Annotated in this window: 25 protein-coding genes, 2 pseudogenes and 1 riboswitch; of the genes and pseudogenes, 20 read left to right on the top strand and 7 right to left on the bottom strand. The window is 55.4% G+C overall.

Annotated features, from left to right (window positions below; translation table 11 throughout):
- Position 1: 1 nt before the first annotated feature.
- Positions 2–685 (top strand): M48 family metallopeptidase, encoded by a 684-nt coding sequence (locus ATW55_RS01395; protein WP_201024909.1) that lies wholly within the window; start codon positions 2–4, stop codon positions 683–685.
- Between the two features lie 135 nt (positions 686–820).
- On the opposite strand, the gene ATW55_RS01390 is transcribed toward ATW55_RS01395, so the two are convergent.
- From ATW55_RS01390 to ATW55_RS01375, 4 genes are all read right to left on the bottom strand, one after another.
- Positions 821–2,062, bottom strand: a complete 1,242-nt coding sequence (locus ATW55_RS01390; RefSeq protein ID WP_067711286.1) for a HEPN domain-containing protein — start codon at positions 2,060–2,062, stop codon at positions 821–823.
- A gap of 51 nt (positions 2,063–2,113) precedes the next feature.
- The gene (locus ATW55_RS01385) at positions 2,114–2,458 is read right to left on the bottom strand and encodes a winged helix-turn-helix domain-containing protein (RefSeq protein ID WP_067711284.1); all 345 of its coding nucleotides are present in this window, start codon (positions 2,456–2,458) and stop codon (positions 2,114–2,116) included.
- A gap of 69 nt (positions 2,459–2,527) precedes the next feature.
- Positions 2,528–2,623, bottom strand: a riboswitch (cyclic di-GMP riboswitch).
- 54 nt (positions 2,624–2,677) lie between these two features.
- Positions 2,678–4,153, bottom strand: a complete 1,476-nt coding sequence (locus ATW55_RS01380; protein WP_067711282.1) for a class I SAM-dependent methyltransferase — start codon at positions 4,151–4,153, stop codon at positions 2,678–2,680.
- A 102-nt stretch (positions 4,154–4,255) separates the two neighbouring features.
- Entirely contained in the window at positions 4,256–4,861 is a 606-nt protein-coding gene (locus tag ATW55_RS01375) for a helix-turn-helix domain-containing protein (protein WP_067711280.1), read from the bottom strand.
- Positions 4,862–5,029: 168 nt separating this feature from the next.
- Here ATW55_RS01375 and ATW55_RS01370 point away from each other — a divergent pair, with 168 nt between their 5' ends.
- Both ATW55_RS01370 and ATW55_RS01365 read left to right on the top strand, forming a co-directional pair.
- A complete protein-coding gene (locus tag ATW55_RS01370; RefSeq protein WP_067711278.1) occupies positions 5,030–5,302 on the top strand; it encodes a helix-turn-helix domain-containing protein in 273 nt (90 codons plus the stop codon).
- A gap of 156 nt (positions 5,303–5,458) precedes the next feature.
- Entirely contained in the window at positions 5,459–5,932 is a 474-nt protein-coding gene (locus ATW55_RS01365) for a hypothetical protein (RefSeq protein WP_067711276.1), read from the top strand.
- Here the strand turns inward: ATW55_RS01365 and ATW55_RS01360 are convergent.
- Positions 5,917–6,147: a hypothetical protein gene (locus ATW55_RS01360; protein ID WP_067567116.1), complete on the bottom strand. Its 231-nt coding sequence runs from the start codon at positions 6,145–6,147 to the stop codon at positions 5,917–5,919. The genes ATW55_RS01365 and ATW55_RS01360 overlap by 16 nt on opposite strands.
- A gap of 345 nt (positions 6,148–6,492) precedes the next feature.
- Here ATW55_RS01360 and ATW55_RS01355 point away from each other — a divergent pair, with 345 nt between their 5' ends.
- Complete coding sequence (locus ATW55_RS01355) at positions 6,493–7,908, top strand: hypothetical protein (RefSeq protein WP_067711274.1); 1,416 nt, start codon at positions 6,493–6,495, stop codon at positions 7,906–7,908.
- 301 nt (positions 7,909–8,209) lie between these two features.
- Here ATW55_RS01355 and ATW55_RS01345 read toward each other — a convergent pair whose 3' ends face one another.
- Positions 8,210–8,467: a hypothetical protein gene (locus tag ATW55_RS01345; RefSeq protein ID WP_067711269.1), complete on the bottom strand. Its 258-nt coding sequence runs from the start codon at positions 8,465–8,467 to the stop codon at positions 8,210–8,212.
- Between the two features lie 134 nt (positions 8,468–8,601).
- Between ATW55_RS01345 and ATW55_RS01340 the strand changes: the two genes are divergently transcribed.
- From ATW55_RS01340 to ATW55_RS01275, 14 genes are all read left to right on the top strand, one after another.
- A complete protein-coding gene (locus tag ATW55_RS01340) occupies positions 8,602–10,590 on the top strand; it encodes a hypothetical protein (RefSeq protein WP_067711267.1) in 1,989 nt (662 codons plus the stop codon).
- Positions 10,591–10,813: 223 nt separating this feature from the next.
- Positions 10,814–11,929, top strand: a complete 1,116-nt coding sequence (locus tag ATW55_RS01335; protein WP_067711265.1) for a hypothetical protein — start codon at positions 10,814–10,816, stop codon at positions 11,927–11,929.
- Positions 11,907–13,136, top strand: coding sequence for a ParA family protein (locus ATW55_RS01330; protein WP_067711263.1), 1,230 nt, complete (start codon positions 11,907–11,909; stop codon positions 13,134–13,136). Before ATW55_RS01335 ends, ATW55_RS01330 begins: the two co-directional genes overlap by 23 nt.
- Positions 13,133–13,888, top strand: a complete 756-nt coding sequence (locus ATW55_RS01325) for an SAF domain-containing protein (protein ID WP_067711261.1) — start codon at positions 13,133–13,135, stop codon at positions 13,886–13,888. The genes ATW55_RS01330 and ATW55_RS01325 overlap by 4 nt, the downstream gene beginning before the upstream one ends.
- Complete coding sequence (locus ATW55_RS01320) at positions 13,888–15,207, top strand: ATPase, T2SS/T4P/T4SS family (protein ID WP_067711259.1); 1,320 nt, start codon at positions 13,888–13,890, stop codon at positions 15,205–15,207. The genes ATW55_RS01325 and ATW55_RS01320 overlap by 1 nt, the downstream gene beginning before the upstream one ends.
- Positions 15,208–15,221: 14 nt before the next feature.
- On the top strand, positions 15,222–16,133 hold the full coding sequence (locus tag ATW55_RS01315) for a hypothetical protein (RefSeq protein WP_067711258.1): 912 nt from the start codon (positions 15,222–15,224) through the stop codon (positions 16,131–16,133).
- A 15-nt stretch (positions 16,134–16,148) separates the two neighbouring features.
- Positions 16,149–16,961 (top strand): hypothetical protein, encoded by an 813-nt coding sequence (locus tag ATW55_RS01310; protein WP_067711256.1) that lies wholly within the window; start codon positions 16,149–16,151, stop codon positions 16,959–16,961.
- Positions 16,962–17,024: 63 nt separating this feature from the next.
- The gene (locus ATW55_RS01305) at positions 17,025–17,225 is read left to right on the top strand and encodes a hypothetical protein (RefSeq protein WP_067711254.1); all 201 of its coding nucleotides are present in this window, start codon (positions 17,025–17,027) and stop codon (positions 17,223–17,225) included.
- A 28-nt stretch (positions 17,226–17,253) separates the two neighbouring features.
- Entirely contained in the window at positions 17,254–17,550 is a 297-nt protein-coding gene (locus ATW55_RS01300) for a hypothetical protein (RefSeq protein WP_067711252.1), read from the top strand.
- A 66-nt stretch (positions 17,551–17,616) separates the two neighbouring features.
- Positions 17,617–18,069, top strand: a complete 453-nt coding sequence (locus ATW55_RS01295; protein WP_067711250.1) for a hypothetical protein — start codon at positions 17,617–17,619, stop codon at positions 18,067–18,069.
- Positions 18,066–18,572 (top strand): hypothetical protein, encoded by a 507-nt coding sequence (locus ATW55_RS01290; RefSeq protein WP_067711247.1) that lies wholly within the window; start codon positions 18,066–18,068, stop codon positions 18,570–18,572. Before ATW55_RS01295 ends, ATW55_RS01290 begins: the two co-directional genes overlap by 4 nt.
- Positions 18,573–18,579: 7 nt before the next feature.
- Positions 18,580–19,653: a hypothetical protein gene (locus ATW55_RS01285; RefSeq protein ID WP_067711243.1), complete on the top strand. Its 1,074-nt coding sequence runs from the start codon at positions 18,580–18,582 to the stop codon at positions 19,651–19,653.
- 14 nt (positions 19,654–19,667) lie between these two features.
- Entirely contained in the window at positions 19,668–20,276 is a 609-nt protein-coding gene (locus ATW55_RS01280; protein WP_067564936.1) for a hypothetical protein, read from the top strand.
- A 375-nt stretch (positions 20,277–20,651) separates the two neighbouring features.
- Positions 20,652–21,137: an A24 family peptidase gene (locus tag ATW55_RS01275; protein ID WP_067564937.1), complete on the top strand. Its 486-nt coding sequence runs from the start codon at positions 20,652–20,654 to the stop codon at positions 21,135–21,137.
- Positions 21,138–21,330: 193 nt separating this feature from the next.
- Here ATW55_RS01275 and ATW55_RS16625 read toward each other — a convergent pair.
- Positions 21,331–21,586: pseudogene (locus ATW55_RS16625) on the bottom strand (transposase); the annotation flags it as partial.
- 4 nt (positions 21,587–21,590) lie between these two features.
- Between ATW55_RS16625 and ATW55_RS01265 the strand changes: the two are divergent.
- Both ATW55_RS01265 and ATW55_RS01260 read left to right on the top strand, forming a co-directional pair.
- Positions 21,591–22,013: pseudogene (locus ATW55_RS01265) on the top strand (transposase); the annotation flags it as partial.
- A 335-nt stretch (positions 22,014–22,348) separates the two neighbouring features.
- Positions 22,349–23,140, top strand: coding sequence for a sulfite exporter TauE/SafE family protein (locus ATW55_RS01260; RefSeq protein WP_143216107.1), 792 nt, complete (start codon positions 22,349–22,351; stop codon positions 23,138–23,140).
- Positions 23,141–23,174 lie beyond the last annotated feature (34 nt).

Here is a 23,174-nt window from a genome sequence, read left to right as displayed (position 1 = left end):
GTTGGAATTTGCTTATTCTATCCAGCGATCTGTAAAGCGAAGAAAGCTAACCATTACTGTAGAACGCGACCGCAGTGTTGTTGTTCATGCGCCAGTAGGGTGTTCTGACGAACAAATCGAGAAGGTTGTAACCGCAAAACGTCAGTGGATCTACGAGAAAATCGGGCATCCACAAAAATATCAAGACTTACCTCATGCTCCGGGGAAGGAACTGGTGAGCGGCGAGTCTGCCCTCTATTTGGGACGGCAATATCGGATTGAAATCGTGAATTCCGGATTCAAGGAGATTCGGTTTGAGCAGCGTTTTCTGATCCCCGATTCACCGTTAGACAAAAGGGCAGAGGCGCTTCGAAATTGGTATATCCAGAGAGCGAAAGAGAAGATTGTCCCGCGGGTATTGCAACATGCTCGCCAGTTGGGTGTCAATGTTTCCAAGGTGAAGATCGCGGACAATCGCTATCGATGGGGTTCCTGCACAATGAATGATAACGTCAACTTCAACTGGCGCCTCATCAAAGCTCCGATGTTTGTCATCGACTACGTGATCGTTCATGAACTCGCGCATCTCTTGGAGGCCAATCACACGCCAAGTTTCTGGAACATCGTCCGAGCCCAAGCGCCGACGATGGACAAGGCGAAAAACTGGCTGAAGGAAAATGGACAAATATTGGAGCAATCGATCTAAATCGCTGCTAAGCTGGCGTCGTGATTGCACGACGTTTGCTGCCTATTCTCTGAATAGCCTATCATCCTTGCATTTCAATCCAGTTGGAATAGGCGATTTGGGCCTTTAATTTCACAGGGAGTGACCTGAAGTCCTTCAGCCTGAATGGGTTCTCAATATTTGTCGAAAATAGTCCAAGTGATGACAAGCATGCCGTAAACTGCTCGCTACTGTGGACCTGAGAACCATGTCGTGTTCATTGGGCAAGCCATCAGCGATCCGTTGGAGATCCAACCCGTAGGATTCGCACTGTTCACTCGTCAATGACAGATCGATTTTGTTGATACGGGACAGCTTGGCACACGCTTCGAGAAGTTGTGAAACTGAGGGCGTTGGCAAGCAGAGAAGATCGATCGCCTCACATAGATTCCTGCGATTTGACGTAACTGCCCCAATAATGACGTCGGATTTGACCAGGTTCATTAAAGAAACCGCAAGATCGGATGTGGGTGGTGCTTGATCTGAGAGGGCTCGAATCAAGAAATCGAAGACAACTCTCGCAATGCCTTCATGTGATTGAATGGGTGCGTTGTTGGCAGAATCGTGATAAGTGAACGCTTCAGACTCACTATACCCTTCATGCATCAGCGCGTTGCGTGCCGTGTACGCGGCAACAAACCAGTGATGCAGGTCAGGATGGTCTATGAGACGCTCCATCAGTTGGTATCCGATCGGGTCTTTGATCGAGTTGTTGTACTTTCGTTTTTCCGATCTTGTGATTTCCATGAGTGCTTCGAATGCGGTGATGATGGAAATGAGTCGATCTTCCCGGTCCATACACCAGCGGAACGATTTACAGTACCATCGGATGGCACTATGAACCCTTTGATTTGAACTCATCAAGCCATACAATTGATTGGCCTGTTCGGATTCTATTTCGTCAAAGGCACGAATGCACCTGGGCTGTAATCCTCCTGGTAGATTGCGCACTAGGCTGTCCACGGTTCCGACAAGCCACCTACCGCGCTCGAACAAGGTGATGGATGAATCGTCCCGTTCGTGCCAAACCTGGTCATACTCGAAATGATCTGCGAAGCAATCGTCATTGGTATGAGACGAGCGGATGAGTTCCATATACATTAAGCAGAGCACGGCCGTCCGGAATGCATTGGCGCTTTGCTGCCCATCAAGTACGACGACCAAGCTGGAATCAACCGGTAGTTCCTTTGTTTTGCGGAAAATCCGCATTTTTCGAGAGGCGGCGTTAAGCAAGTCGTCATCGTAGACCTGATCCCGCCTAAGTACTTGAAAATCGATACCTCCGATTCGAATCGGAGCATGGGAGTAAATAAATGGACAGATCACAGTGATCCGTTCAGCGCAAGGATCAGACTGCATTATGTCATCACCCCATTCTGAGATCATAAGTGATTACGAGGGAATTCTACTCTACCACAGAGAACTTTTGTCACGAGGATATAAGATATACCCCTGGCCTCGTATGGTCCTCAAACAGCGTGGTCTGCCAGGGGTATCTTCCAAGCTTGCCCGAATGGTGTTGATGTAGACGTAGAGTTCATCGCGTTCCACCATGCTGTCCTTGCCCCAGCCGCGGCGGATCAAGTCTTGGCTAGATATAATCTCGCCTGGATGTTCGGCAAAAAACCGCAGCAGGCGAAAGGCAATGGCTGTGAGGAATAAACGTTCGCCGTCTTTCATGAGAAACTCGCCATCAAGGTCGAGGTAGCAATCATCTCCCAAACCAATGCGCGATTCTTCCTCGTCAACCCGCATCGCATATGCCCCCATTTTGGGACAAATTCATGGGGCAGGGGAGCGATGTGCGCCGATGGACATCGTCAAATCGGCAACTGGCTGGCGGTTGGCGAATGAAATCTTTCGCCGATAGCCCCTGTAGTTTTGCGTCCCCTGCTTTCGCAGAGTTTGCCCTTGTCAATTTGTTTGTCTGTTGATGCAATGGATACTTTCAGAACCTATTCGGCAATTGCAGAATCACCGAATAGGGCGCTTGGCGCGAATGGCTTGTCCCGGAAAACGGAATACTCGTTCCTCCGGAGTGAACCGTTCACAGACGTACTTGCCTCGCTCGATCAAGTCTTCAATCAGGTCTTCGCGCGCTTTCCAGGGGAGTGGAGCCAGTTCCTCGCTGAACCAACCCACACCACGAATGAAGTGATTCACAACTTTGACTGGGTCATGAAACATTGTGATAACAGGCATGCTGCGTTCTTCCACTCGAATCAATCCAGCCATGACCAACGCTTCATTTACCGTGTTTGGTTCGATCAAAAAATCCCTTGGACGTTCTGCCCGCTTCGCGGCGAGTTCAAAGAGCGGTGCAAACCACTCCCGAAAGAAGGGGACGTTCAGGTCAGCCTTTAGTGGATGCCAACTCCCGATCACGCCACCGGGGCGCACCAACCGCGTCATTTCCGGGATGGATAGTTTGAGATCCGTAAAGTGCAAGAATCCTGTACCGAGTACCATATCGAAGGAACCTGCGTCAAAGGGCAATGATTCTGCTCGTCCGTACATAAATTCAATCCAATCAATCTGTAAAGACCGCTGCTTTGTTCGGGCGCGCGCTAGCATACCCGTTGATGGGTCAACGGCGATGATGTGGCCACCGGGTTGGACTGCATTTGCCAATCCGCCTTCGAAAGTCAAAGGCCCATTGGCGCAACCGAGTTCCAACACCCGCATTCCCGGATGCATACCGACAAATTGGACAAAGTCCTTTCGTTGCTGTGGGGTATCGGGCCAGATTTCATCGGCCACCTGCTCATACGCGTCGTAGAGATTGAACTGCGAGATCCGCAGGAACTGCAGCCGCTGCTTGAAATAGCCTGCTTGCTCCAGCATCTCGGAGGCACGCTCGAGCGCCTGCTCCCCTTCCTCTGTCAACCGGACAAAGCGATGTCCATCGCGTTCTATAACTTCCACGTTGCCAAGCAGGGCGGCAAACATCAATTCCTCACCAAGACTGTAGTCGACCCAGGGACGGTGCCAGCCACCGAGCACGAAGTTGCGTTCTGGAATCTCACCAAAGTGTTTCAACGCATTTTGGTTCTCCCAACTAGTGACGAGCATGTATAACTGCAGCAAGGTGCCAAAACTGTGCTCACTCACAAACTGGGTCACCAGCTTCATAGCCTCTTCGATTAACGGTTCATCCACTTCTAACTGCCCTGTCCGCTCGTGCGCCAAGTACACGGCGATGGAGGCGACGATTTCATGCACCGCGATTTGTGGGATGCGGTCAGGAGATGGAAAATGATGCAGTACGCGCACTCGTTCCTCCTCGGTCCAGTGGACATGGGCGAATTCACGGGCACGTGTGCTCATATCGCTGTATAGGGCGGCATCCAAGCGGCCCTCGCTGGACAGTCCGGCGAGCCAAGGGCTGATGACGATGCCTGCATCTTGCATGGCGTGAAGTTCATTCGAGAGATCCGGAAAGATAAACATCCGTACACCTCCCATAGATTGGGGTATGCGGATTGAATTCGGCAACCCAGCTTCTAGTTCCTGCCATGTGTCCACATTTGTATAGAATTTTGTGAACCTGGTTTACTTACGATTTGGCGGTCTCTTTTGCGGCGATGCAGGGGCTTGGTGCGCAGAAAGCTGGATGACGCCTTGGAGGAAGTCGCGGACGAATTTCAATTGCTCCGGATTCAACGTCACGCCGTTGTAGGTTAGATCCGGTTGCTCCAGAATCTCTTGCAAATCGATGGGGTAGCTGGTGGTGGCATCGGACTGTCCGCGCAGATACTCGACGGATACTGTCAGTGCGGCTGCGAGTTTGGCCAACGTTTGTTCGCTTGGCCATGATTTCGGGGAAGATTCCCAGCGTTCCAGCGTTCTGATCGATACGCTGCACAACGAAGCCAACTCATTTGTTGTCATTCCGAGATTTGTGCGTGTGGTTCGCAAGCGGTGCGCAAAGAGCACCAAGCCGTCGTCCAAATACCCGGCCGACTGTAATGCCTGTGCGTAGGGGATATCGAGCGCTTGCGCGAGTGCCACAAGGGAACTTGTCTTTGGTTTGCGCTTGCTGTTTTCCACACTGGATATATACCCGAGCGATAGCCCGGACCTCGCTGCCAGTGTCCGTTGTGTCCATCGTTTTTCCAGGCGCACTTTGCGTAGCCAAGACCCAAAATCCTCGTTCACTTTCACCGCTCCCAGTGCAATGCATCACTGGTCTGAATCATACCATCCGGGTGGTGAGGGTGCAATCATAAAAGTAATCAAAAGTGAACAAAAATACGGTTGTCAGATTCTGTGGACGAGACTATGATTTCCTTACCATCATTTGTAGGCCAAACGGGAGGCGTGCTCATGTCGAAGTTCAGCGGACTGATTCTTGTGAAAGTGGACGAGTTCACCCGAACGCGGATTGTCAAGGGGTTGTCGCAACGTGAGCTGGCGCAGCAAGTCGATTACAGCGTGGCGTATGTCAGCCAACTGGAACGAGGGATGCGCCATCCAAGCCCGCAGGCGGCAAGGCAATTTTGCGTGGCATTGGGAGCAAAGTTTGACGACCTTTTTTGTCTCTGCAATGTTCACAAAAGTGAACAAACGAACGTGAAGGAGATGGACGGAAATGCTTGAGCCTAAGAAACCAGCGGAAGCCCAGGAGAAGCCCATCGCAAAGGAAACAACCCCCTGTTACCCGGATACACACCGGGCCTATGAAAAGCTCATGCAGCACGATGCGTACAAGCGGGTGAAGGGACGCGTACGACAGAACAAGTGGGGGGAGCGCTCATGAGAGAGGTACCCATCGATCAAGTGGAGGCGTGGCTGTACGCGTATCCAGTCTGGCAACGGCAACTTCAGAACCTGCACACGCAGTTGGAAGAACTCCCGGACGGAGGGCGCCGATTCCGGCCCGTGCCCTCCTTTTGCAAAGGTTCGGTTCGAGATGTCACGTATGAACGTGTAGCCAAGCGTCTTGAATTTGAAGAGGTGTATATCCATCCACTCGAGGTGCGGGTTCAGATCCTCGAAAATGCACTGCTCGCCCTCACCACTGATGAACTGAGATTGGTGAAGTTCAAATACTTCGAACGAATGAACAACGCACTTATCTGGGAGGCTCTGTTCATCTCTCGCCGGGGGTTTTTCCGAAAACGGACGTACGTGGTCCACAAATTGTTTGAGGCGCTGGGGGGAGAAGGAGCCCCCATTTGGTCGCAAGAATGGGAAGAGGAAGTGGACGGTGTTCACTCTGCTTGGTGAGGAGATTTTGGTTCTGGCAGGTCGACAAGGTTCAGGAGAATCTCCTGCCACGTGGTGATAAATTTGTCCAGCGCGTCTCGCGAAGGGCGGTTGTAGGTGACGGTCAGGGCGCAGTGGTCACGGCGAAACGTGACAGAGGTCGTTCCGTCCGGGTTCGTGCTGCGTCCGGTTTCTTCAAATTCATGAGTAAAGGTCGGGAATCCAAGCGACTTCATGGGAGACCTCCTTGTGGCGTAACCGCCGAGTGATGAGCTGTTGGACGTTGGTCTTTTGATGAAGGGGATATCACTGGTGGGAAAACGCGGGGCACTGATTCGAGGATACATCGGCTTTCATAGGTGCTGGTGCCACCTCTGGGACAGAAGGGTGCCTATAGAAAAATGGTTGACAGAAGTGGATTCCAGAGCAAATCTCAAGGTGTCAAGCGCGTGTCCACGCGTTCATGGTTCGAAAAATCAGGAGAATCGGGATCCCAAGGTGATTTGGCACTGCAACGGCACCATCGAATGAAATTCCCGTGCTAGCATGGGAACATCTGAAGAAAGGGCGGTGTGGAACGGATGAGAAAAAACGCAATCCCATTGTTCGTGGCGGCGACGCTACTGGGTTCACTTTCCGCAAGTCCAGTATTGGCAGCCACGGTGTCTTCAGCCTCAAAGGCGTATCCTACGCGTATTGAGTGGAACGGGAAGGTGCTGATGAGCCCACAGCATATGGTTCGGAGAGAATCCGGTGCAACGCAGCCAACTAGTTGGCTGCCCATTTGGTACCTGTTTCAGGTGCTGAAGCCCTTGGGTATCGAGAGTTCGTGGAACGGAAAGAATTGGAACTTGACGATGCCTACCCAGGAAGTCCAGGACGGAACATCCTTGAAAAACAGTTCCCCGCCGAGTGGAGATATCCGGATCGAACTGAACGGACGTCCGGTCGAATTTGCGCCATGCGTCGTGCATCGCGATTTCAGTGGACAGGTCATGACCTCCTATGTTCCAATCTGGTACCTCATGCAGGTGCTCGATCGCATCGGGATTACATCGACATGGGATGGCACGACTTGGTCCATGACCACACTGCAAGCGGTACCCGTTACAAAGATGCAGGTCGTCAAGGATTTTGCCCAGACGCTCCACATCGCTCCAGATCCGAGCGGCGTCAATCCGTTTGATGATGTCCCGTCTGCCGACTGGCCGTACGTGCACGCCGCATGGACCAAGGGATATTTCCTGCCAGATAGCCCAACTCATTTTGGCGCATTCGACAAAATCCCGCTGAAAACTGTGGATCACGCCTATCAAGCGTATGTAGGGATTCCGGACGGCGACTTATCCTGGAACGCAGGGGGCAACACGGTGGCGTGGGCGAATACTGTCCAGTTGAATCTCGGCGTCACTCAGGGGACGATGACGTCGACAGAGGAGACGCAGGTGATGTCCAATCTGGCGGATCTCTACCAAGGCTACTCAAAAACCTCGGATGGGTCGTATCGCGTGTGGTTTCAACCCTACGATGCCAAGGTTGCATTTGCACACAATCCGAATGTGACAGCGGAGGTGGCTTCTGCTGGGCAGGAGAATTCGATCCGGCTGGCGGATCAAATCACGTTTTCGGTGCAGTCGCGAGGGAGACTCACCTTCGTAGTTCCAGGTCTGTCGGATACGGATGCGATGGAAATCACGGCCGGATCCCTGTTCAACAAGTCGGGGAATCACACGGAGTTCAGTGTGAATGGTGGTCGAACATGGACCGTGGCTAACGGTTTTGATGGATACGATTCGAGGGATCCCTCTAACGGTGGTGTCAAGCTGGCGGTAAAGCAGATTCTGGTGCGAACGGAGGGGCATGCGGAACTAGGGGTGAGCAAGATCATGTCTAATCGTGACACGACGTTTGTTCAACTGGATTTCAGTACGTCATTCGGTGGCATGCAGATTCCAGTCATAAAAGACAGTAGTGGACAGCCAGTTTGGAACGGATGAACGTAGCAAAGTGGGGTGTTTTCTCGGGTTCAGTAGTGTTTTAGCGCCTTGTCATGGTGGTCGATGTTTCGTAGCAGAATGGTGTGCTCATGTACAAATTCAAAGGTGATTCGCAAATCCATATTGACAGAGCATTCAAAAACTGCGTCGGTTCCCTGTACCCGTTTCATGCGTAAGGATGGGTGTGCAGGAGGGAAAGCAATCAAATATCGAAAGGTTTTTTCCACCTGTGCCACGACCCGAGGGTTCCCTTTAGCAAGGCGTCGAAACTGATGAATGAAGCGCTCGGTCTGTGTCAGCTTCATGGGGTTCGGCGCTCTTCGCTGTTACCCAAAAGATCTCTCATCATGTCCTCGGCGGAATCGTATGCCCGGCTCACCCGTCCTGCCGCCTTGTCTGCGTCTGCTTCACGTTCCCCTTCTTGCCACTCTTCTGTCCAGTACCAGGATTGATCATCATGTTCCACGATGGATTTGACAGCCGCATAAGCGGTCTCTAAATCGATGGGATCGTCGATTTGGTCAATCAGCCGATAGAACTCCTCTTTATTCACAGCCATTCAAGTCCGCCTCCTCATCTTCTATTTTCATCAGTATACCATTCGGCTCGGCAACGCGGCGTGGATTTGCACGCCCGGATTGTCTAGTTTGTCTTGCTCTCGATAGACAAATTTTGAGAAAGGTGGCGAAGAAAATGGGCCGTTTGCCGATACGTTGGATGAAAGCTGCCTCGACTGTAATGGCGATGTTGTCCGTGATGTTCAGCATGACGGATACCGCGCTTGCGTACGTGGCGCGGGCGGACAATCCACCGGGCACTGCGGGTACCCTTATCCCGAATGGCCAGATTATCGGAGGTACCCAATTTGCCATCCGACAGACGAACGATCCGACGCTGGTCGACATTCAGGATCGAAGTGATCGCTACAAGTACGGATCGGATGGCATGCCGATTTCTAACGGCAACGACACCCTCGGCGGTATCTGGGGGTTCGATCACGTCAGTCACAACGGTGTGCCCATCTCTTCGAACAACGGCTATAAGATGGTTGGGCAGTCCACCGTGTTGAAGTGGATCGCCGCACTCAAAGGCGATCCATCGTACGTACAGGCTCATCTGTGGAACACGACGTTCGTGGACAGTGCCGGACAGACGTTTCCCGTCTCCAATGTCTCACAGATTGTCGACATGAGCGGGGCGTCCTTTGTACCTGGCCATCCCTGGTACGATCAGCCCGTATATGCTACGGATCCGCCGCGGGCGAAGGTGTCCATTGTCGGTTCCACCCATGTTCCGCAGGGCATCCCTCTGCAGTTTGAAAACCACGCGTGGATCGAGGCGTATCACACCGCCTATCACTTTGAGTACGTCACGGTAACGAGTGCCTCCGGTCAGGATGTAACGTCCCAGAGTTTTCGTGAATCGAGTCTGCAGGGTCGCGCATCGTACAACGGCGAGACGCTGTACGCGCCAAACGGAGCCACCATGGTGGAGGTTACGGGGGGCGGGGCGACGACATATCCGCCGACGTTCGTCGAATCGACGGACGGTAACAGCGGGACGCAAAACGTGATCGACACGACGAGCCTTGCACCCGGTCGATACGTGATCCACCTGTACGTCAAGGACTGGTATAACCGCGCCGCGACGGCAGCAACGGCATCGTTCACGGTCACGAAATCGCCCACGCCACCACCCCCACCGCCTCCGACACCTTCACCGCCCCCAAGCGGTGGGGGATGCACACCGTCGTCGGTTCCACCCATGCCGGGAAATTTTGTGCTGTCGTACTCGTGGACGTCAGACGGATCCGGCGGACAGATGTTGACCTGGACCGACACCCACTGGCAACTCCAAGCCCGAACAGATGGACAGGGATGTGTGTCCTACGTCTGGGTGGACGAGCCCATCACCTATCATCATGATTACCCGCAGAATCTAAGCCACTTTCAAGTGACCGGACTCTTCTATGATCCAGGCCAGCCGGGGGATGTCTGGTCGCCGACGAATCCGGGTGCCTCCCAGCAAAACAGCGATGCTTATGTGGATGGCTCCACCCTTGGCGGTGCCACGCCGCAACCTACCTACGGAAATCCGGCGCGCAGTCCAGCTGTGTATGTGCGCGTTGGAGGCGGCATGGCCTATCGCCTGGAGTGGAGCGGTTCACCACACGATTTGCCCGCTGTGTCGAATGCGAACTTCAACTTGGTCAACCCGGACGGGGATGCGCGCGCGTGGACGCAGACGTTTACGCTCCTTCCCGGCACTCTGATGAGCGAGGGGGATGTGCCAAGCTGGGATCCGTACGGGAACGGGTACCCACCGCCTGCCACCGAATACGGCTGGGTGTACACGCGGATCCCCAAATACGCAACCGGTGGTGTGCCCACGTCCTACGCGCAACTGACCGCGTGGAATCTGACGGGCGACCCTGGCAGCGCTGCACGTCTCGCATCGAGCGCGACGATCACAACACAGTCGGGGGCATCGGTCACCTGGACGAACCCGAACCTGGCACAGGCACTCGGTTACCCGACGTGGTACTTTCTGCATCAAATCCCGAATGCATCCGCGCGGTACGCAAACACCACCTCTTCTTGGTCCGGCATGGTAGCAAGCCCTTTGCCCCAACTGACCGTCACCGGACAACGTGCGCCCACCCAAATGGCGACAGGCCCCTAACACACCTTCAGTTGGTTTTGTGCGGCAGGTTTCGGAACCGAATGTACTTGGCACCGGGTTGGCACCAAAGGGCCAATTTGCCGTGTTACCGTTGTCGTGATGGGAGGTGGGTCGTTTGACGCTCGGGTTTCGCGTGCTGATGCTAGCGAGCGTGTCTGTGTGATCCGAGCAGATTTCTCATGGCAATCCGAAAGGAAAGAATCGCGAAAGGAGTGAACAGCCTGTGTTGTATATGGCATTGCCTGTCGATTTGCGTGATCGGTACAAAGGGAGCGAATGGCTCGCGTATGCGAGACGAATCGACGAGATCCCGTGGCAAGTGGAGGATACGCTCGTGGTATGCGAATGGATGATCCAAAACCGACACAGCCTTCTTCAGACACTTGGCCGTGTATCGCAAAGCCGTGCACGCGTGGTGCTTGTCGGGGCCAGCGTGCATGAGTCGGATGCGTTCAAACGAGACCTGTGTCTGGTGGGGGTGTACGACTTTCTGTTTGTTGGGGAAGAGTTGGTGTTGCAGGAACTGGATGACTTACTGGCTCATCCGCGGTCGCAAAATGACGTTGTTGCGTACCTACAGGAGGATATGGCCGATGTTCTCACCCCGCCGCAGGTGATTGACGTGTTTACGGGAGAGGGGGATCCGTTTTCTTGGGCACCGCTGCGCGAAGAGGGTGAAGCACGTTTTGACACATTGGTTCAGGAACCGGCCGTTGGTTCACCACGCTCTCAAGGGACGCAGGGCGATGTGAGCCCGGTTCGACGATTTATATGGCCGACACCGTCTCCGGTTCGCGTGCAGATTCAAGGTGACCACGGCTGCGGGAAGTCCTTTCTCGCACTGCAACTCTTGAGTCTCTGCCACGCGCACGAGTTGCCCGCGGCCCTGCTGGAGGAGGATGCAACATCTCTTCTGGCATGGTGTGAACCGCGCCTTGCAGACCATGTGATGACCGAAGAGCCGCCCCCGGGATACCGCGTCGTGTTGGATACGCGACCGGCCGTTGGTGCGTCCGATTTGATCCTCGTCATCGCTTGGCCGGGTGCATCGATTTTGCCGCCCAGTCCTTCTGAACCAGAGATACCGGTGGTTTGGGTCGTCAATCACCATACGCCCGGTGTCCTGTGGTTGCCCCCTGCAGACATCGATTGCATCCTCATTCCGCACGAACCCCGCCAGTTTCACGCGATGCGTATGAAGACGCCGCTGGTGGAACTGGATCCCACGTTTGCGATGCATTTTCAGCCCCTTATTGAGCGCATTGCTGCGCGTTTCGTGGATCCCGACAGACGACCCATTTTTGGAGGTGATGAGCATGTTGTTGCTGCTCGAGCATGATCGGGTGAAACAAAAGGCGGCGATGGCAGCTGCCAAACGTGCGGGCCTGAGCTTGACCGCGATCGATGAGGAGGATGCGCTGCGTCGGGTGGACATGCCCTCCGTCGAATTACTGCTTCTCGGCCGGGATTGGCCGGGGGACCTGCTGACCAAGTTGCGGGAACAAGGACTCCATGCTCCGGCAATTTATGTGTCCACATCTTTGGCGGACGAGGCGGTTGACATGGCAAAGACGCTAGGTTGCGTGGATGTCGTCGCGTATCCGCTTGAGATGGAATACCTTCGCCGTTGGATCCCACCCGCGACCAAGGTTGAGCCGAACACTTCACCTGCCGAGTCCCACTCGCCGCTGGAAGCGATCTTGGCGCGACGACGAGCGCCGGATGGGCGACCAAGAAACTTGGATCCGCTCCATGACACTGCACAGGATGACCCGGACGCGCCGCTGCGCGGACGGGTCATCGTCGTTCACAGCGCCCGTGGAGGTGTGGGCAAGTCGACCGTGACGGCACTCATGGCACGCATTCTTGCGAAGCAAGGGGTCTCGGTCGGCGTGATCGATCTCGATCCGAAAGGGAACCTGCAGGCGATCCACCACCGACAGGCGGCGCTGACGACGGATGATTTCACTCGCCTCCCCGCTCAGATGGACGATACCACCCTGCGGGAGTCGCTGGTATCGATTGACGGTTGGCATCTGCTCCCGAGTGGCCGCATGCGCGACGGCCTGGACCCATTGATGCTGCGCCGACTGGTTCATCCGTTTGCGCGGGCGTTCGATGTCGTCCTCATCGACACCAGCCCGTCTTCAGCCATCACGTATGCCGCGCTGGATTTAGCCGATCGAGTGGTGTTCGTGATGACGCCCGAGTGGATGGCGTTCAAGCGGTTTGTGGAGGAATACGAACTGGTCCGGCACTTGAAATCGCCGGAACGTGTGGTGGTCACCGTGAACCGCATTCGCAAACACGTGACGGAACATCGCCGTGCCTTGCGCCTGCTCGATGAAGCAGGCGTTCGGTCGGTGGTGGTACACATGCCAGAAGACCAGCGGCTGTACCGTGCGCTCATGAGTGCCGGGCCGCTCACTGGCAGTCGTCCGGTGCAGGATGCGACCCAGCACGTGATCGAAGCGCTGCGGCTGGTGCCAGAGCGGTTGCCTGTGCGCCGCAGTCGCCGCTGGAGAAAGGCGGTGGCGACCCGATGAGAAAGAGCACGTTGTCATTCGTTTTGGGCCTCGTCTGCGCTGTGTGTGCGGGCGTCATCGGGTCGGTGGTCTTACTTCGCGCGGCGAATACGGAGACCGTTGTCGTGGCCACGAAACCCTTGTACCCATACACACGAATTGCGGCCGCTGACGTCACGACCGTTACTGTTCCAAAAACCGCTGGCATCACCGGCATGGCAACAAAACCTGACGCGGTGGTCGGGAAGTACCTTTCTTTTGCCGTGCCCAAAGGCGATCCGGTGACGGCGGCGGATTTGAACCCGTCCGGTGGAAGCTTCTCGACGTTTCTCACCCAGTACACGGAACGCACCGGGCAGACCGGCATGCTGTTGGCACTTCCTGTGCAGACGCCGCTCGCGTCGGTCGTGAACCCGGGAGAGAGCATCGCGCTGCTTGTGACGACCCAAACCGCCAGCGGGCCGCTCCTCACCACGATTGAACCGGTGCCTGTGTTAAACGTGCTTGAACCGGCAAGTGGCGGCGCGCCCACGGCGCTCCTCCTATTTGTGACCGAGCAGGACTATCGCGTCCTCGCGCCTGCCATTTTGAACAACAGCGTCCAGATTGGCCTCATCCCCCAAAACGGATCGTTCACTGCACCAGAGACGATCACCCTGTCCACAGCACCAGCACCTGCAACTGGGTCCGGGAACCCGGGAACCCGTGTCACGACGTCGCCGCCCCCGAGTGCACAGACCCAAGCATCCGGTTCCAAGGCAGGTGGACGCTGATGGCCAGTGACAACACACAGACAGCGAATGACGTCGAGCGGCTGAAGGCAGCCGTACTCGGGGATCCCAGGATGCGCCAACCAGGCACAACCCGCACCCAGTGGCACGCGGTGCTGTACCGGATGTGTGCCGAACCGGAGACGTTTGTGTCCGTGGCCGAGCGTGAACGGATCATCCAGGCGGTGCTCGACACTTGGTTTCAGTTTGACGCGCTCCAGTCCGTGATGGAGGATCCGCTCGTCACGGACGTTCACGTCATGGGTACGACCACGATCATCGAGCGAAACGGGCGCAAGTTTTCCGCGCCAAACGCACAGTTCCCTTCGGAAGCGGCGCTTTCGGAATTCATCGACCGGCAACTGGATGGCACGCCGTATGTCTACTCAAAGTCTGACCCGATGGCCGATGCAATGCTCAGCGGCGGATACCGGATGAACATCGTCGGGGGTCCCGGCACCCGCTACACCGTCCGCGATGCCGAAGGACGCATTCTCACGGAGCCTCGCACCATTGTCAGCATCCGCAAACCCATCTATCCGTTTACGCTCGACGACCTCGTACAACTGTCGCTGATGGATGCGCCAACCCGCGAATTCATTCGCTTGGTGATGCACCTTGGCGACAGTTTCATCGTCGCGGGTGGGGTGGGTTCCGGCAAGACGACGCTGATGAACGCGATGACCGGCGACATTCCGGACGGGCAATTGAACCTCATCATCGAAGAGTTGCCGGAAATGGCCCCGCTCTGCGAATGGGCAGTTCGCCTCACGAACCGAGCGGAGAACCATGAGGGGAAGGGGCGGATCGACATGGTCCGAAACCTCATCAACTCACTGCGCATGAACGCGGACAACGAGTATATTGGCGAAGTCCGCTCGGCGGATGTCGCCTATCTGTTCCTGCGCACGAGCCTGATTGTGAAGCGTCAGACCGGGACGACGTTTCACAGTCACGTAGGTCTGCATGCAGGTGTGGAGGGGGTACTCACAAGGTTTTTGCTCGAGGCGGCGGATGGCGCAGGCATGCAGGCCTCGGTCATGAACATGGCTGGGATGATGGGCGACAAGATTCGGTTTGTGTTCACGCTGCGCGACACCCGGCATGGCAAGCGGATCACCGAGATCGGCGAAATCCTCGGGTTCGACTTTGCCGAGCGCGCGCTGTTGTGGCAGCCGGTGCTGACCTACGACGCGAAAGTAGATGCGTTTTCCTTTCACGGGGTGACGGATGCCATGCGGGAGCGCGCAGAGGTGGAGGGCATTGACGTGACCCTGTCCCAAAATCGCGAAGCGGTGCGGTGCTACCGCATCGCCACGTAAAGGGGGAATGGAGCATGGACACTTTGATTGCAACGCGTCTGTTTGGTGTCTTGGTCACGGCGGCTGGGATGCTGACGCTCCTTGGCCGGGAACTTCGCAGTGTGGAATGGCGTTCGCGATTTCGCGATGTCATGACGGAGACCGTGCCACCTCGAGATCGGCGCACGCTGGTGACTCGTTATCTCGATCACGTACTGAGCGTTACCCGCATTCTCGACAAAGCCTACACGGTGCGAACCATCGCGGTGCACGTCACGCTGTTGTTCGGGTGTCTCTTCAGTCTCACACTGCTGCTACGGTACACCCTTGTCCTTGGCATCCCCCTCAGTCTCGGTCTGGCGCTGCTTCTCTACGAGCGGCACTTTGCGCGCTTGGCCCGCAAACGTAAAGAGGGCATGGTGCACGCGTTTTTGCGCCAGGGCGTGGAACGTGGCGTACATGTGCTCGTCGCAACAGGCCGGCTGGATGACGCGTTCTCCCGAATGGCGGACGCTGTTCGCGATGCCCCGTTACAGAGCCGTCTGCGTCAACTCTGCGATCTCGTGAACACCCCACAGTTTGCCACGCCAGAAGACGCATTTGTTCACTGGGCAAGCGATCTTGGCATGGAGGACATCGCACATTTTGCGCTGGCCACGCGGGAGGCGCGCAGATACAACGTTCCTCTTGATGAATTGTGGCTCGACATGGCGGAGATTCAGGGCAAGGAACTCGAGTACCGGCGTCGCATCCGTGCCGAGACGGCGCATCAGCGCACGGGTGGGGTGTGGTTTTATGGCATGCTCGCGGGCGCGTTTTTGGTGGCGTATCCGTTTGCGGTGCCGCACATGAGCGACCTGACGCGCTTTCTCTTTTGGACGACACTCGCGGTCATGACCTTGGGGTTGTATCTGGTCCTCTCGCGCAGTCAGGTCATTGACGCATAGAAGGAGGTGAGATTCATGAATGTGACTGAGTGGTCGACCGGATATGGCGCGCTTGTGACGCTGGCATGGCTTTTCGTCTGGCGGGCGCGGGTGTGGGCGTGGCAGGAATTCCGGCAGCGGATGCTGTCCGGTGGAATCGTGGCTGCACAGCGCAGGAAAAGGATGCCTTCGTATGCACAGATGCTTCACCGCGAAGCGGCTGCACTCGGCGTCCCGGAACAAAGCGTGCTGTGGCAGCGGACGGTGTGGCTCGTCGTGGCGCTGGTGCTCGCCTGCACCTTGCTCCTGCAAACGTGGGTGCTCTTGTGTCTCATCCCGGCCGCATTTGCCGCACCGCTCCTTTACGCACGATTGCGGGCGCGGGTGGTGCTGCGCAAGCTGACGAAACAAACACGCGTGGTCGAGATGCTGCTCGCGTTCTTACTGCGGGCAGGCGCCACGCTCTCCGACACGTTGCTGCTGCTGGAACATCGGCTGGACGCGCCGATGCAAGACAAGCTTCGCGAAGTGAATGTGCAAAAGCGCTACCGAACGATTCACGGCGCGCTGGACGCACTCGGAGATTCGACCGGCGTGCCGCAACTGCGCGAGCTTGCCGCGCTCGTTTCGGAATCGGAGCGAAACGGAACACCGATTGCCGAGGCGATTGTGCGCAGCCTCCAGTTTGACGCGAAGGCCCGCGATGCCACCGCCGCACAGCGGTACGGAAAGGTGCAACTCGAAGTGGCGATGTACGCGACACTCCTGATTGCTATGCCTGGATTCGGGTTTGCGATTTACGCGATGCTCGCGTTTGCCCTCCACCTGTTCGGATCATGGACGCTTTGAGTTTGGCACCAGGGTGGCACCACAGCCACCCAAACGAGAGGTACGCTCGGGGAGGAGGTGAGGATGCGTGTGCGACGGATCACGGAATACGCCATAGCCAAATGGCTGCAAGCGGAACAGGGCGGCATGATGGACGAGTACGTCACGATGGCCGGGTTCTGGATCTTCTCGACGGTCGTCGTGGTCATTGCCGCCGGACTCATTTGGGGCGCACTCGCCGGGGACTTGAAGGCGATGGTCGCCGATCTCAGCAACTTGTTTTGAATCCTTTATCGGAGAGGGGACATCACGCATGTCGAAATGGAATCGAACCAAAATCTGGATCTTGGCAGACGCAGGCAACACAGCGGAGGAGAACACGAACCGTGGTCTCTGGTGGTTGGTCGGTATCATTGCGGTGACCCTGATTGCAGGCATCGCGTACTTCATGATTGGCAACCTGCTCAGCCAAGCGCAAGGAGGAGTTGGCGGGGCCGCGACCAGCCTGTCCTCGCAAAACGGCCTGACGCAGCTGGCACAGCAGGCAGAGAGCGGCACGCTGCAACTGGGTACCCCATCGGTCGCAAGCGGCGGCTACCGCGCGCCATAACGAAATCGAACGTTTTGGGGCAGGCCATCACGGTCTGTCCCATTTTGTTTTTGAGGAGGGATTCGCATGCCAAGCAACCTCATCACGACGTTCTTTGCCATTTGTGTCAGTTTTTCTGTGTTGGTGATCCTCGTGCTCGCTCCATCTTTGGTGGGTATGAAGATGCAGATGGATGGTATCGCAGCCGATGCGGCTCGGGTGTATGCCATCACGGGGAGCATGAGTGACGCGCAAAACGAACTGAGTGCCGATTTGTCTGCGATGAACCTGCCGACGACGTACAACGGTCAGACGCTGATTACGGTGAGTGCCGTCCCATCTGGGAGTGGGCAGACGGGCGTAAGCGCGACGTCCACGCCAACCTCCGCGAATGCCAGTCTGTCGGTCAACTACCATGCGCCGATCCCGTTTGATCGGGCACTCACGCTATTTGGTGGCTCGGCGCTCCCGATGACCACCCCGATGACCGCCGTTGCGACCCAGTGGAATGAGGTGCAGTACACGGGGGTGGGGCCGTGAAGCGGCGACGGCCCCTATGGGACTGGGTTCGTCAGGAAGATGGTTATACGTTTTCGCTCAACATGGCCTTCCTGTCCGTGACCGTCGGGATGATCTTGCTGTTGATTCTGGCGTGGCTCACTGCAGGTCTCGCTGCGGGAACCAACCTGCGCCGTGCGGCTGCTGCTGCCGCCCTCGCTGCACAGTCCCAGGTGACGCAGACGGTCACAGGGTCGTCTGCGGGTTTCCTCACACAGGCAGCGTGGTCACTCACAGGCCCGGTGAATGCCGCCGCGACCGAGGTGTTCGATGAAGAGGTGAACGACATGCATTTGGCGCAGGTGTTTTCGAACCTGTCGCTGGAAACCAGCATCAGCGGCAATCAGGTGACGGTTACCGTCCGCGGGGATTTTTTGCCGCTCTTTTTGCAGACAGCGGCCGCGCGCGTGCCGGAACTTCGGTCGATGGCGGTGCCGATGAAGGCTGTGGTCCCGGTGGACGATCCGGTCGTGGGAAAGGGGTGAAGAAGAGATGGAACGAGAAACGCGCATGCTTCTGTGGACGCTGTTCGCGGTCGGTGTTCTGACGGTGGGGCTAATGCCTGCCGCTTTTGGCTCGTTCAATCACGCGGTGGCCATCGGCGTGAAGTCCAACAACGATATGGCACAGGCCCTGTGGGGGCAGTCTCCACCGTTGTCACCGACAGAGAACACCTGGCTGACGAACACGAATGTCCCGATCCTCCCAGGCGCCGACACTACACATGTCGACTCCGTGTCCTGGAACACATCCACGTGGGGACCGCAACTCGTGATCTCCGGTTACGGTTTTGGGAATCCACCAACGGCGAGTCAGACGGTGCTGCTCATCCAGGATACCCGTCGCGGATGGACGGCAGCGGATGGGTCTTCTTTTTTGGTTCAACCGACAATCACGTCCTGGAAAAATGACCGGATTGTCGTGGACGGATTTGACAGATACGGGGTAACGGGTGTCTCAAATGGATCGGCCGGGCAAGGTAGCGAGGTCTTTGCGCCGGGGGATCCGATCACCGTGTCAGTGACAAATCCGCAGACAGGCAGTAGTGGATCGTTTCAAACGCAGTATCCCATGAGTGCACCCATGCCGATGGTGACCTTGAATCCTCTCCAAAGTCTCATGGTGGGTCAATCTGAACTGCTGAGCGGTAGGGTGTCTTTGAAAGGGACAGGGTTAGCCGATCAAGCCGTGACGCTGTCGGCCGCTGGCGGGCAGATTCGTCCGCACGTTGTCGTAACCGATCGTCAGGGAATTTTCACCGCCACCTTCACCGCGCCGGGAACGGGCGGCACGGAGTCGGTGATGGCAAGCTGCGATGGGGGAATGGGTACGGCCTTCGTCACCGTGCGCGCGTTTACCGTGACGCTGTCGGCGGTGGGCGATCCGACGGACAACCAGGTCACACTCACGGCGACGGTCAATCAACCGCTGCGTGGCGCCACGCTGCGCATCCACAATCGGACGACGGGTCAGATCGTTGCACAAACCGACCAAGGGACAACGCTCTCGACGCGCATCACGATGCAACCGGACATCAGCCAAACCTTTGTGGCGCAAATCGATTGAAGGGGGTATCCGAAATGTTCAGATGGAAAAGCGCATTCGTGGGTGTGGCATCACTCTTTTTCGCACCGTCCCCTTTCGCATGGGCGGCGATGGCAAACAGCAACCCGGTGACCATCACGGGTGGCTACGATAGGATCGTGCAAACTGAAAAATGGGAACAGATCGGTACGACACAGCAAGCGTACACCTACCAAGCCGATGTGACGACGGTCCAAAGTAAACGGGTGCAGACGGGGACCACCACACGGATGTTTCAAATTGGAACCAAGCAACAGGAAATCGATTCAATCACCAGACGCTATCTAATAGGCACGCAGCGCGTGCAAACCGGCACGACTTCAATCTGTGACGGCGAATGGATGTACGATGTCCATCTCCGACGCTATGAATGCTCCGGCGGTATGATCCAGAAGCCTGTGTACAAAACGGTTCCCGTTTATCGCACGGAGACAATTCCTTTGTATCAAACGGTGCCTGTCTATCGCACGCAAACGATTCCGATCTTTACGATTGAATCGGTACCGGTGACTCGCGTGGAGACCTTCACTGGGTATCGAAACGTACCCGAATATGGTTGGGTTACCGTGAACACCGAGCAGTGGGTGCCTGTTGTGATTCAATAACGAGCGATGTCAACAAGGAAAAAAGTGGTTTCCAGTTGGAGGGGCGTTGTTCGGTGCTCAGACGACACGTGGCGGTGAACTGAAAAAAATACGCATGCATTATCCAACTCACAAACCTTTCGCACCAAGACACGGCGTTCCCCGGAGACGTTGATTTTATCGAGCGCAGCTTGACGAATCAGACGTTTGTCACAGAAACGGCCACGGATGCGATGCCGGGAGACGTTATGAGGGATCGATGGAAACGGTCGGTGGCATTTGGATTTCGCAATGTCACGCTGCCGGGTATCACGGGTGCCTGTCTGTACGGCTGTCCGAAGTGGACAAATCATTGATGAAGTGGGAGAGATCCGTTTCGCGGATGGGGGTGGAGGCTTGTATTCGGAGTGGGGTAAGGAAGCATGGTTCGGGTTGGGGATGGCTCACGGAGCGTGGGTATGGATCGCGTTCCTTGTCTTTGCGCTAGTTGCAGCGTGGTTTGACATCCGGGAACGGCGGATTCCCAATTGGCTAAACCTGATTGGATTGGTGTTCTTCTTGGTGTGGCACGTCGGCAGTGGTTCGGGAGAGGCGGCGGTTTTCGCCTTCGTTTGCACCGGGCTGTTACTCCTTATTCCGACGCTTCTTGGACTCTGGGGGCAGGGAGACTGGAAGATGGCCATGGTTTGCGGGGCAGCACTCGGAGTGCTGCCCACGCTGTTCATATGGTGGATGGCATTGCTGCTCGCCAAGATCTACAGTACAGCAGCGAAAAAACACAGGGTACGATGGACAAAAATATGCGCCAATGCGGGCCTGCCCGTGGCGGTCTTCGTTCTGGTGGCGGCGATTTCCTTCTTTGCAGTTATATTCATTTTCTGAGAGGAGTATGGTTGCATCTTTTGGTTCGCGTTGTGGAAAGAGACCTCTTTATATGATTGACAGAAGCGTCCAATCGGTATTTGAACCTCAGTGCTCTGGAGGAATATTCGCCCACTACAGTAGGGAGTGTCGTACGGCACAAAATGGCCAACCCGGTTTTCTTTCGGATGATTAAAGAGAGTAGACAGGATTGGCGACAAAAAAGGAACCGTAATTTCCTTTCCAGGTTCATCACCAGCAGTTGAAGGGTAATCACCGTCGCGCTCGTGTTTGCCAGTCGTGCCTTCATAAGACCAAGCCCGTAGATTCTCTTGCCCTCGCCAAATTTCCCTTCGACAGCATTGCGATCCGCCGCATCAAGCTTCGCCTGTCGTTTCTGTATCTTTGCGCTCTTTCTTTGCAGGCCATCCAAACGCCGGTCCATTCCATCGAATCCCGTGTGTTTTGCAGAAGCTGATGTCTGAAATACAGCAGCAGGTGCGGACGATTTTAACGGCACCTGATGAGGAGACGGCAAGAACGCTGCTAAACCGAGTGCTCCAAGAATATGGAGAGAAGGCACCCAAGGCGGTCAAGGTGTTGGAAGAAGGATTTGAAGATGCAAAGGCAGTATTGGCGTTACCCGAATCGTTGCATCGGAAGTTGCGGACGACGAACAGCGTGGAACGGTTAAACGAAGAGATTCGCCGTCGTGAGCGAGTGATTCGCATCTTTCCCAATCGAGAATTTACACTTCGTTTGCTAGGAGCGTTGCTGATGGGGATCGATGAGGGATGGTCGTCCCATCGAAAATACCTCGACATGGATGCGTATGCTTCGTGGTGCAAGGAGCAGCAGGAGAAATTGAGGCAGAAGGCCGAGACGTGGGCATCATGAAGCTTTCACCTTGCGCTTGGGTGTCCCGTCTGGCCGGACAAACCAAACCGCATCCATGCAAGGGTGGAGCCACACGAATCGCAAGATGAACGGAAGAGCTTCAAGTCGTCGGAAGGCGATGAAAGGACAAGAGCCCCTTTGGACAGAGGAAAAACGAAATTACACACAATTACGGACTTGACCCTGCGTGCTTTCGCGTTCTTATATCTTCATATGGACAATGGATTGATCTCACATTATTGACAGAAAAACATCGCTCACCTATGATACCCTGGTAGGTATTTGCGGAGATTGAATTCGTTCGACAAAATTTTATACGTAGGGAAGATTATCTCGTGAATATTCATTTAACCGACGTACAGATTGTACTCTCTATATTTTCCGGCGGTCTTGTTGGGTTTACTCTCGGATTGATCGGAGGTGGAGGTTCCATCCTTGCTGTTCCACTGCTCTTATACGTTGTTGGCATTCATGATGCACATATTGTTATTGGAACCACAGCGCTTGCGGTTGCCGTTAATGCGTTTATTAATCTTATCCCACATTGGCGTAAGAATCATGTTCGATGGAATGCAGCAATTTTATTTGCAATACCAGGTGCTATCGGTGCAGTGATCGGTTCGGTGATTGGCAAAAGGCTCGATGGTAAAGCTTTGCTATTTTTGTTTGCTGTTCTCATGTTGGTCATTGCGGTAAAGATGCTACGGACAAAACAGTCGGATCAAACAGATGAAAAAGTACATGAAATTAAATTTCTTCGCACGATCGCGACTGGAGCCACTACGGGAGTCGTTTCTGGTTTCTTTGGAATTGGTGGGGGATTCTTGATTGTTCCAGGGCTAATGTATGCGACGAGTATGTCAATGATCGATGCCATTGGAAGCTCTCTTTTCTCTGTTGGAACTTTCGGGCTAACAACGGCGATATCGTATTCGATTTCTGGCATGATTGATTGGTGGGTTTTTATTCTCTACGTTCTCGGGGGAATTGTTGGCGGCGTTTTGGGAACCATGCTATCGAGTCGACTTGGACAGAACAAGAGAACCTTACAGGTTGTATTTTCATCAATCATCATGATCGTCGCTATCTACATGCTATATGACAATCTAATAATCCTTAAATGGTGATCTTAAGTTAACTTCTAAATCGTCATTCATTTTT

The organism is Ferroacidibacillus organovorans (genome assembly GCF_001516615.1).
Lineage (GTDB): Bacteria > Bacillota > Bacilli > Alicyclobacillales > SLC66 > Ferroacidibacillus > Ferroacidibacillus ferrooxidans_B.
Note: the sequence above shows the minus strand (reverse complement) of the source record. Positions and strands in the feature narration are given on the sequence as shown.

Excerpts from the sequence above, each read along its gene's own strand:
- ATW55_RS01345 (WP_067711269.1), bottom strand. The coding sequence starts at position 8,467 with ATGGCTGTGAATAAAGAGGAGTTCTATCGGCTGATTGACCAAATCGAC.
- ATW55_RS01305 (WP_067711254.1), top strand. The coding sequence starts at position 17,025 with ATGCGTGTGCGACGGATCACGGAATACGCCATAGCCAAATGGCTGCAA.
- ATW55_RS01310 (WP_067711256.1), top strand. The coding sequence starts at position 16,149 with ATGAATGTGACTGAGTGGTCGACCGGATATGGCGCGCTTGTGACGCTG.
- ATW55_RS01320 (WP_067711259.1), top strand. The coding sequence starts at position 13,888 with ATGGCCAGTGACAACACACAGACAGCGAATGACGTCGAGCGGCTGAAG.
- ATW55_RS01355 (WP_067711274.1), top strand. The coding sequence starts at position 6,493 with ATGAGAAAAAACGCAATCCCATTGTTCGTGGCGGCGACGCTACTGGGT.
- ATW55_RS01280 (WP_067564936.1), top strand. The coding sequence starts at position 19,668 with ATGTTCAGATGGAAAAGCGCATTCGTGGGTGTGGCATCACTCTTTTTC.
- ATW55_RS01315 (WP_067711258.1), top strand. The coding sequence starts at position 15,222 with ATGGACACTTTGATTGCAACGCGTCTGTTTGGTGTCTTGGTCACGGCG.
- ATW55_RS01380 (WP_067711282.1), bottom strand. The coding sequence starts at position 4,153 with ATGTTTATCTTTCCGGATCTCTCGAATGAACTTCACGCCATGCAAGAT.
- ATW55_RS01385 (WP_067711284.1), bottom strand. The coding sequence starts at position 2,458 with ATGCGGGTTGACGAGGAAGAATCGCGCATTGGTTTGGGAGATGATTGC.
- ATW55_RS01360 (WP_067567116.1), bottom strand. The coding sequence starts at position 6,147 with ATGAAGTCGCTTGGATTCCCGACCTTTACTCATGAATTTGAAGAAACC.
- ATW55_RS01325 (WP_067711261.1), top strand. The coding sequence starts at position 13,133 with ATGAGAAAGAGCACGTTGTCATTCGTTTTGGGCCTCGTCTGCGCTGTG.
- ATW55_RS01285 (WP_067711243.1), top strand. The coding sequence starts at position 18,580 with ATGGAACGAGAAACGCGCATGCTTCTGTGGACGCTGTTCGCGGTCGGT.
- ATW55_RS01370 (WP_067711278.1), top strand. The coding sequence starts at position 5,030 with ATGTCGAAGTTCAGCGGACTGATTCTTGTGAAAGTGGACGAGTTCACC.
- ATW55_RS01295 (WP_067711250.1), top strand. The coding sequence starts at position 17,617 with ATGCCAAGCAACCTCATCACGACGTTCTTTGCCATTTGTGTCAGTTTT.
- ATW55_RS01330 (WP_067711263.1), top strand. The coding sequence starts at position 11,907 with ATGTTGTTGCTGCTCGAGCATGATCGGGTGAAACAAAAGGCGGCGATG.
- ATW55_RS01390 (WP_067711286.1), bottom strand. The coding sequence starts at position 2,062 with ATGCAGTCTGATCCTTGCGCTGAACGGATCACTGTGATCTGTCCATTT.
- ATW55_RS01340 (WP_067711267.1), top strand. The coding sequence starts at position 8,602 with ATGGGCCGTTTGCCGATACGTTGGATGAAAGCTGCCTCGACTGTAATG.
- ATW55_RS01300 (WP_067711252.1), top strand. The coding sequence starts at position 17,254 with ATGTCGAAATGGAATCGAACCAAAATCTGGATCTTGGCAGACGCAGGC.
- ATW55_RS01365 (WP_067711276.1), top strand. The coding sequence starts at position 5,459 with ATGAGAGAGGTACCCATCGATCAAGTGGAGGCGTGGCTGTACGCGTAT.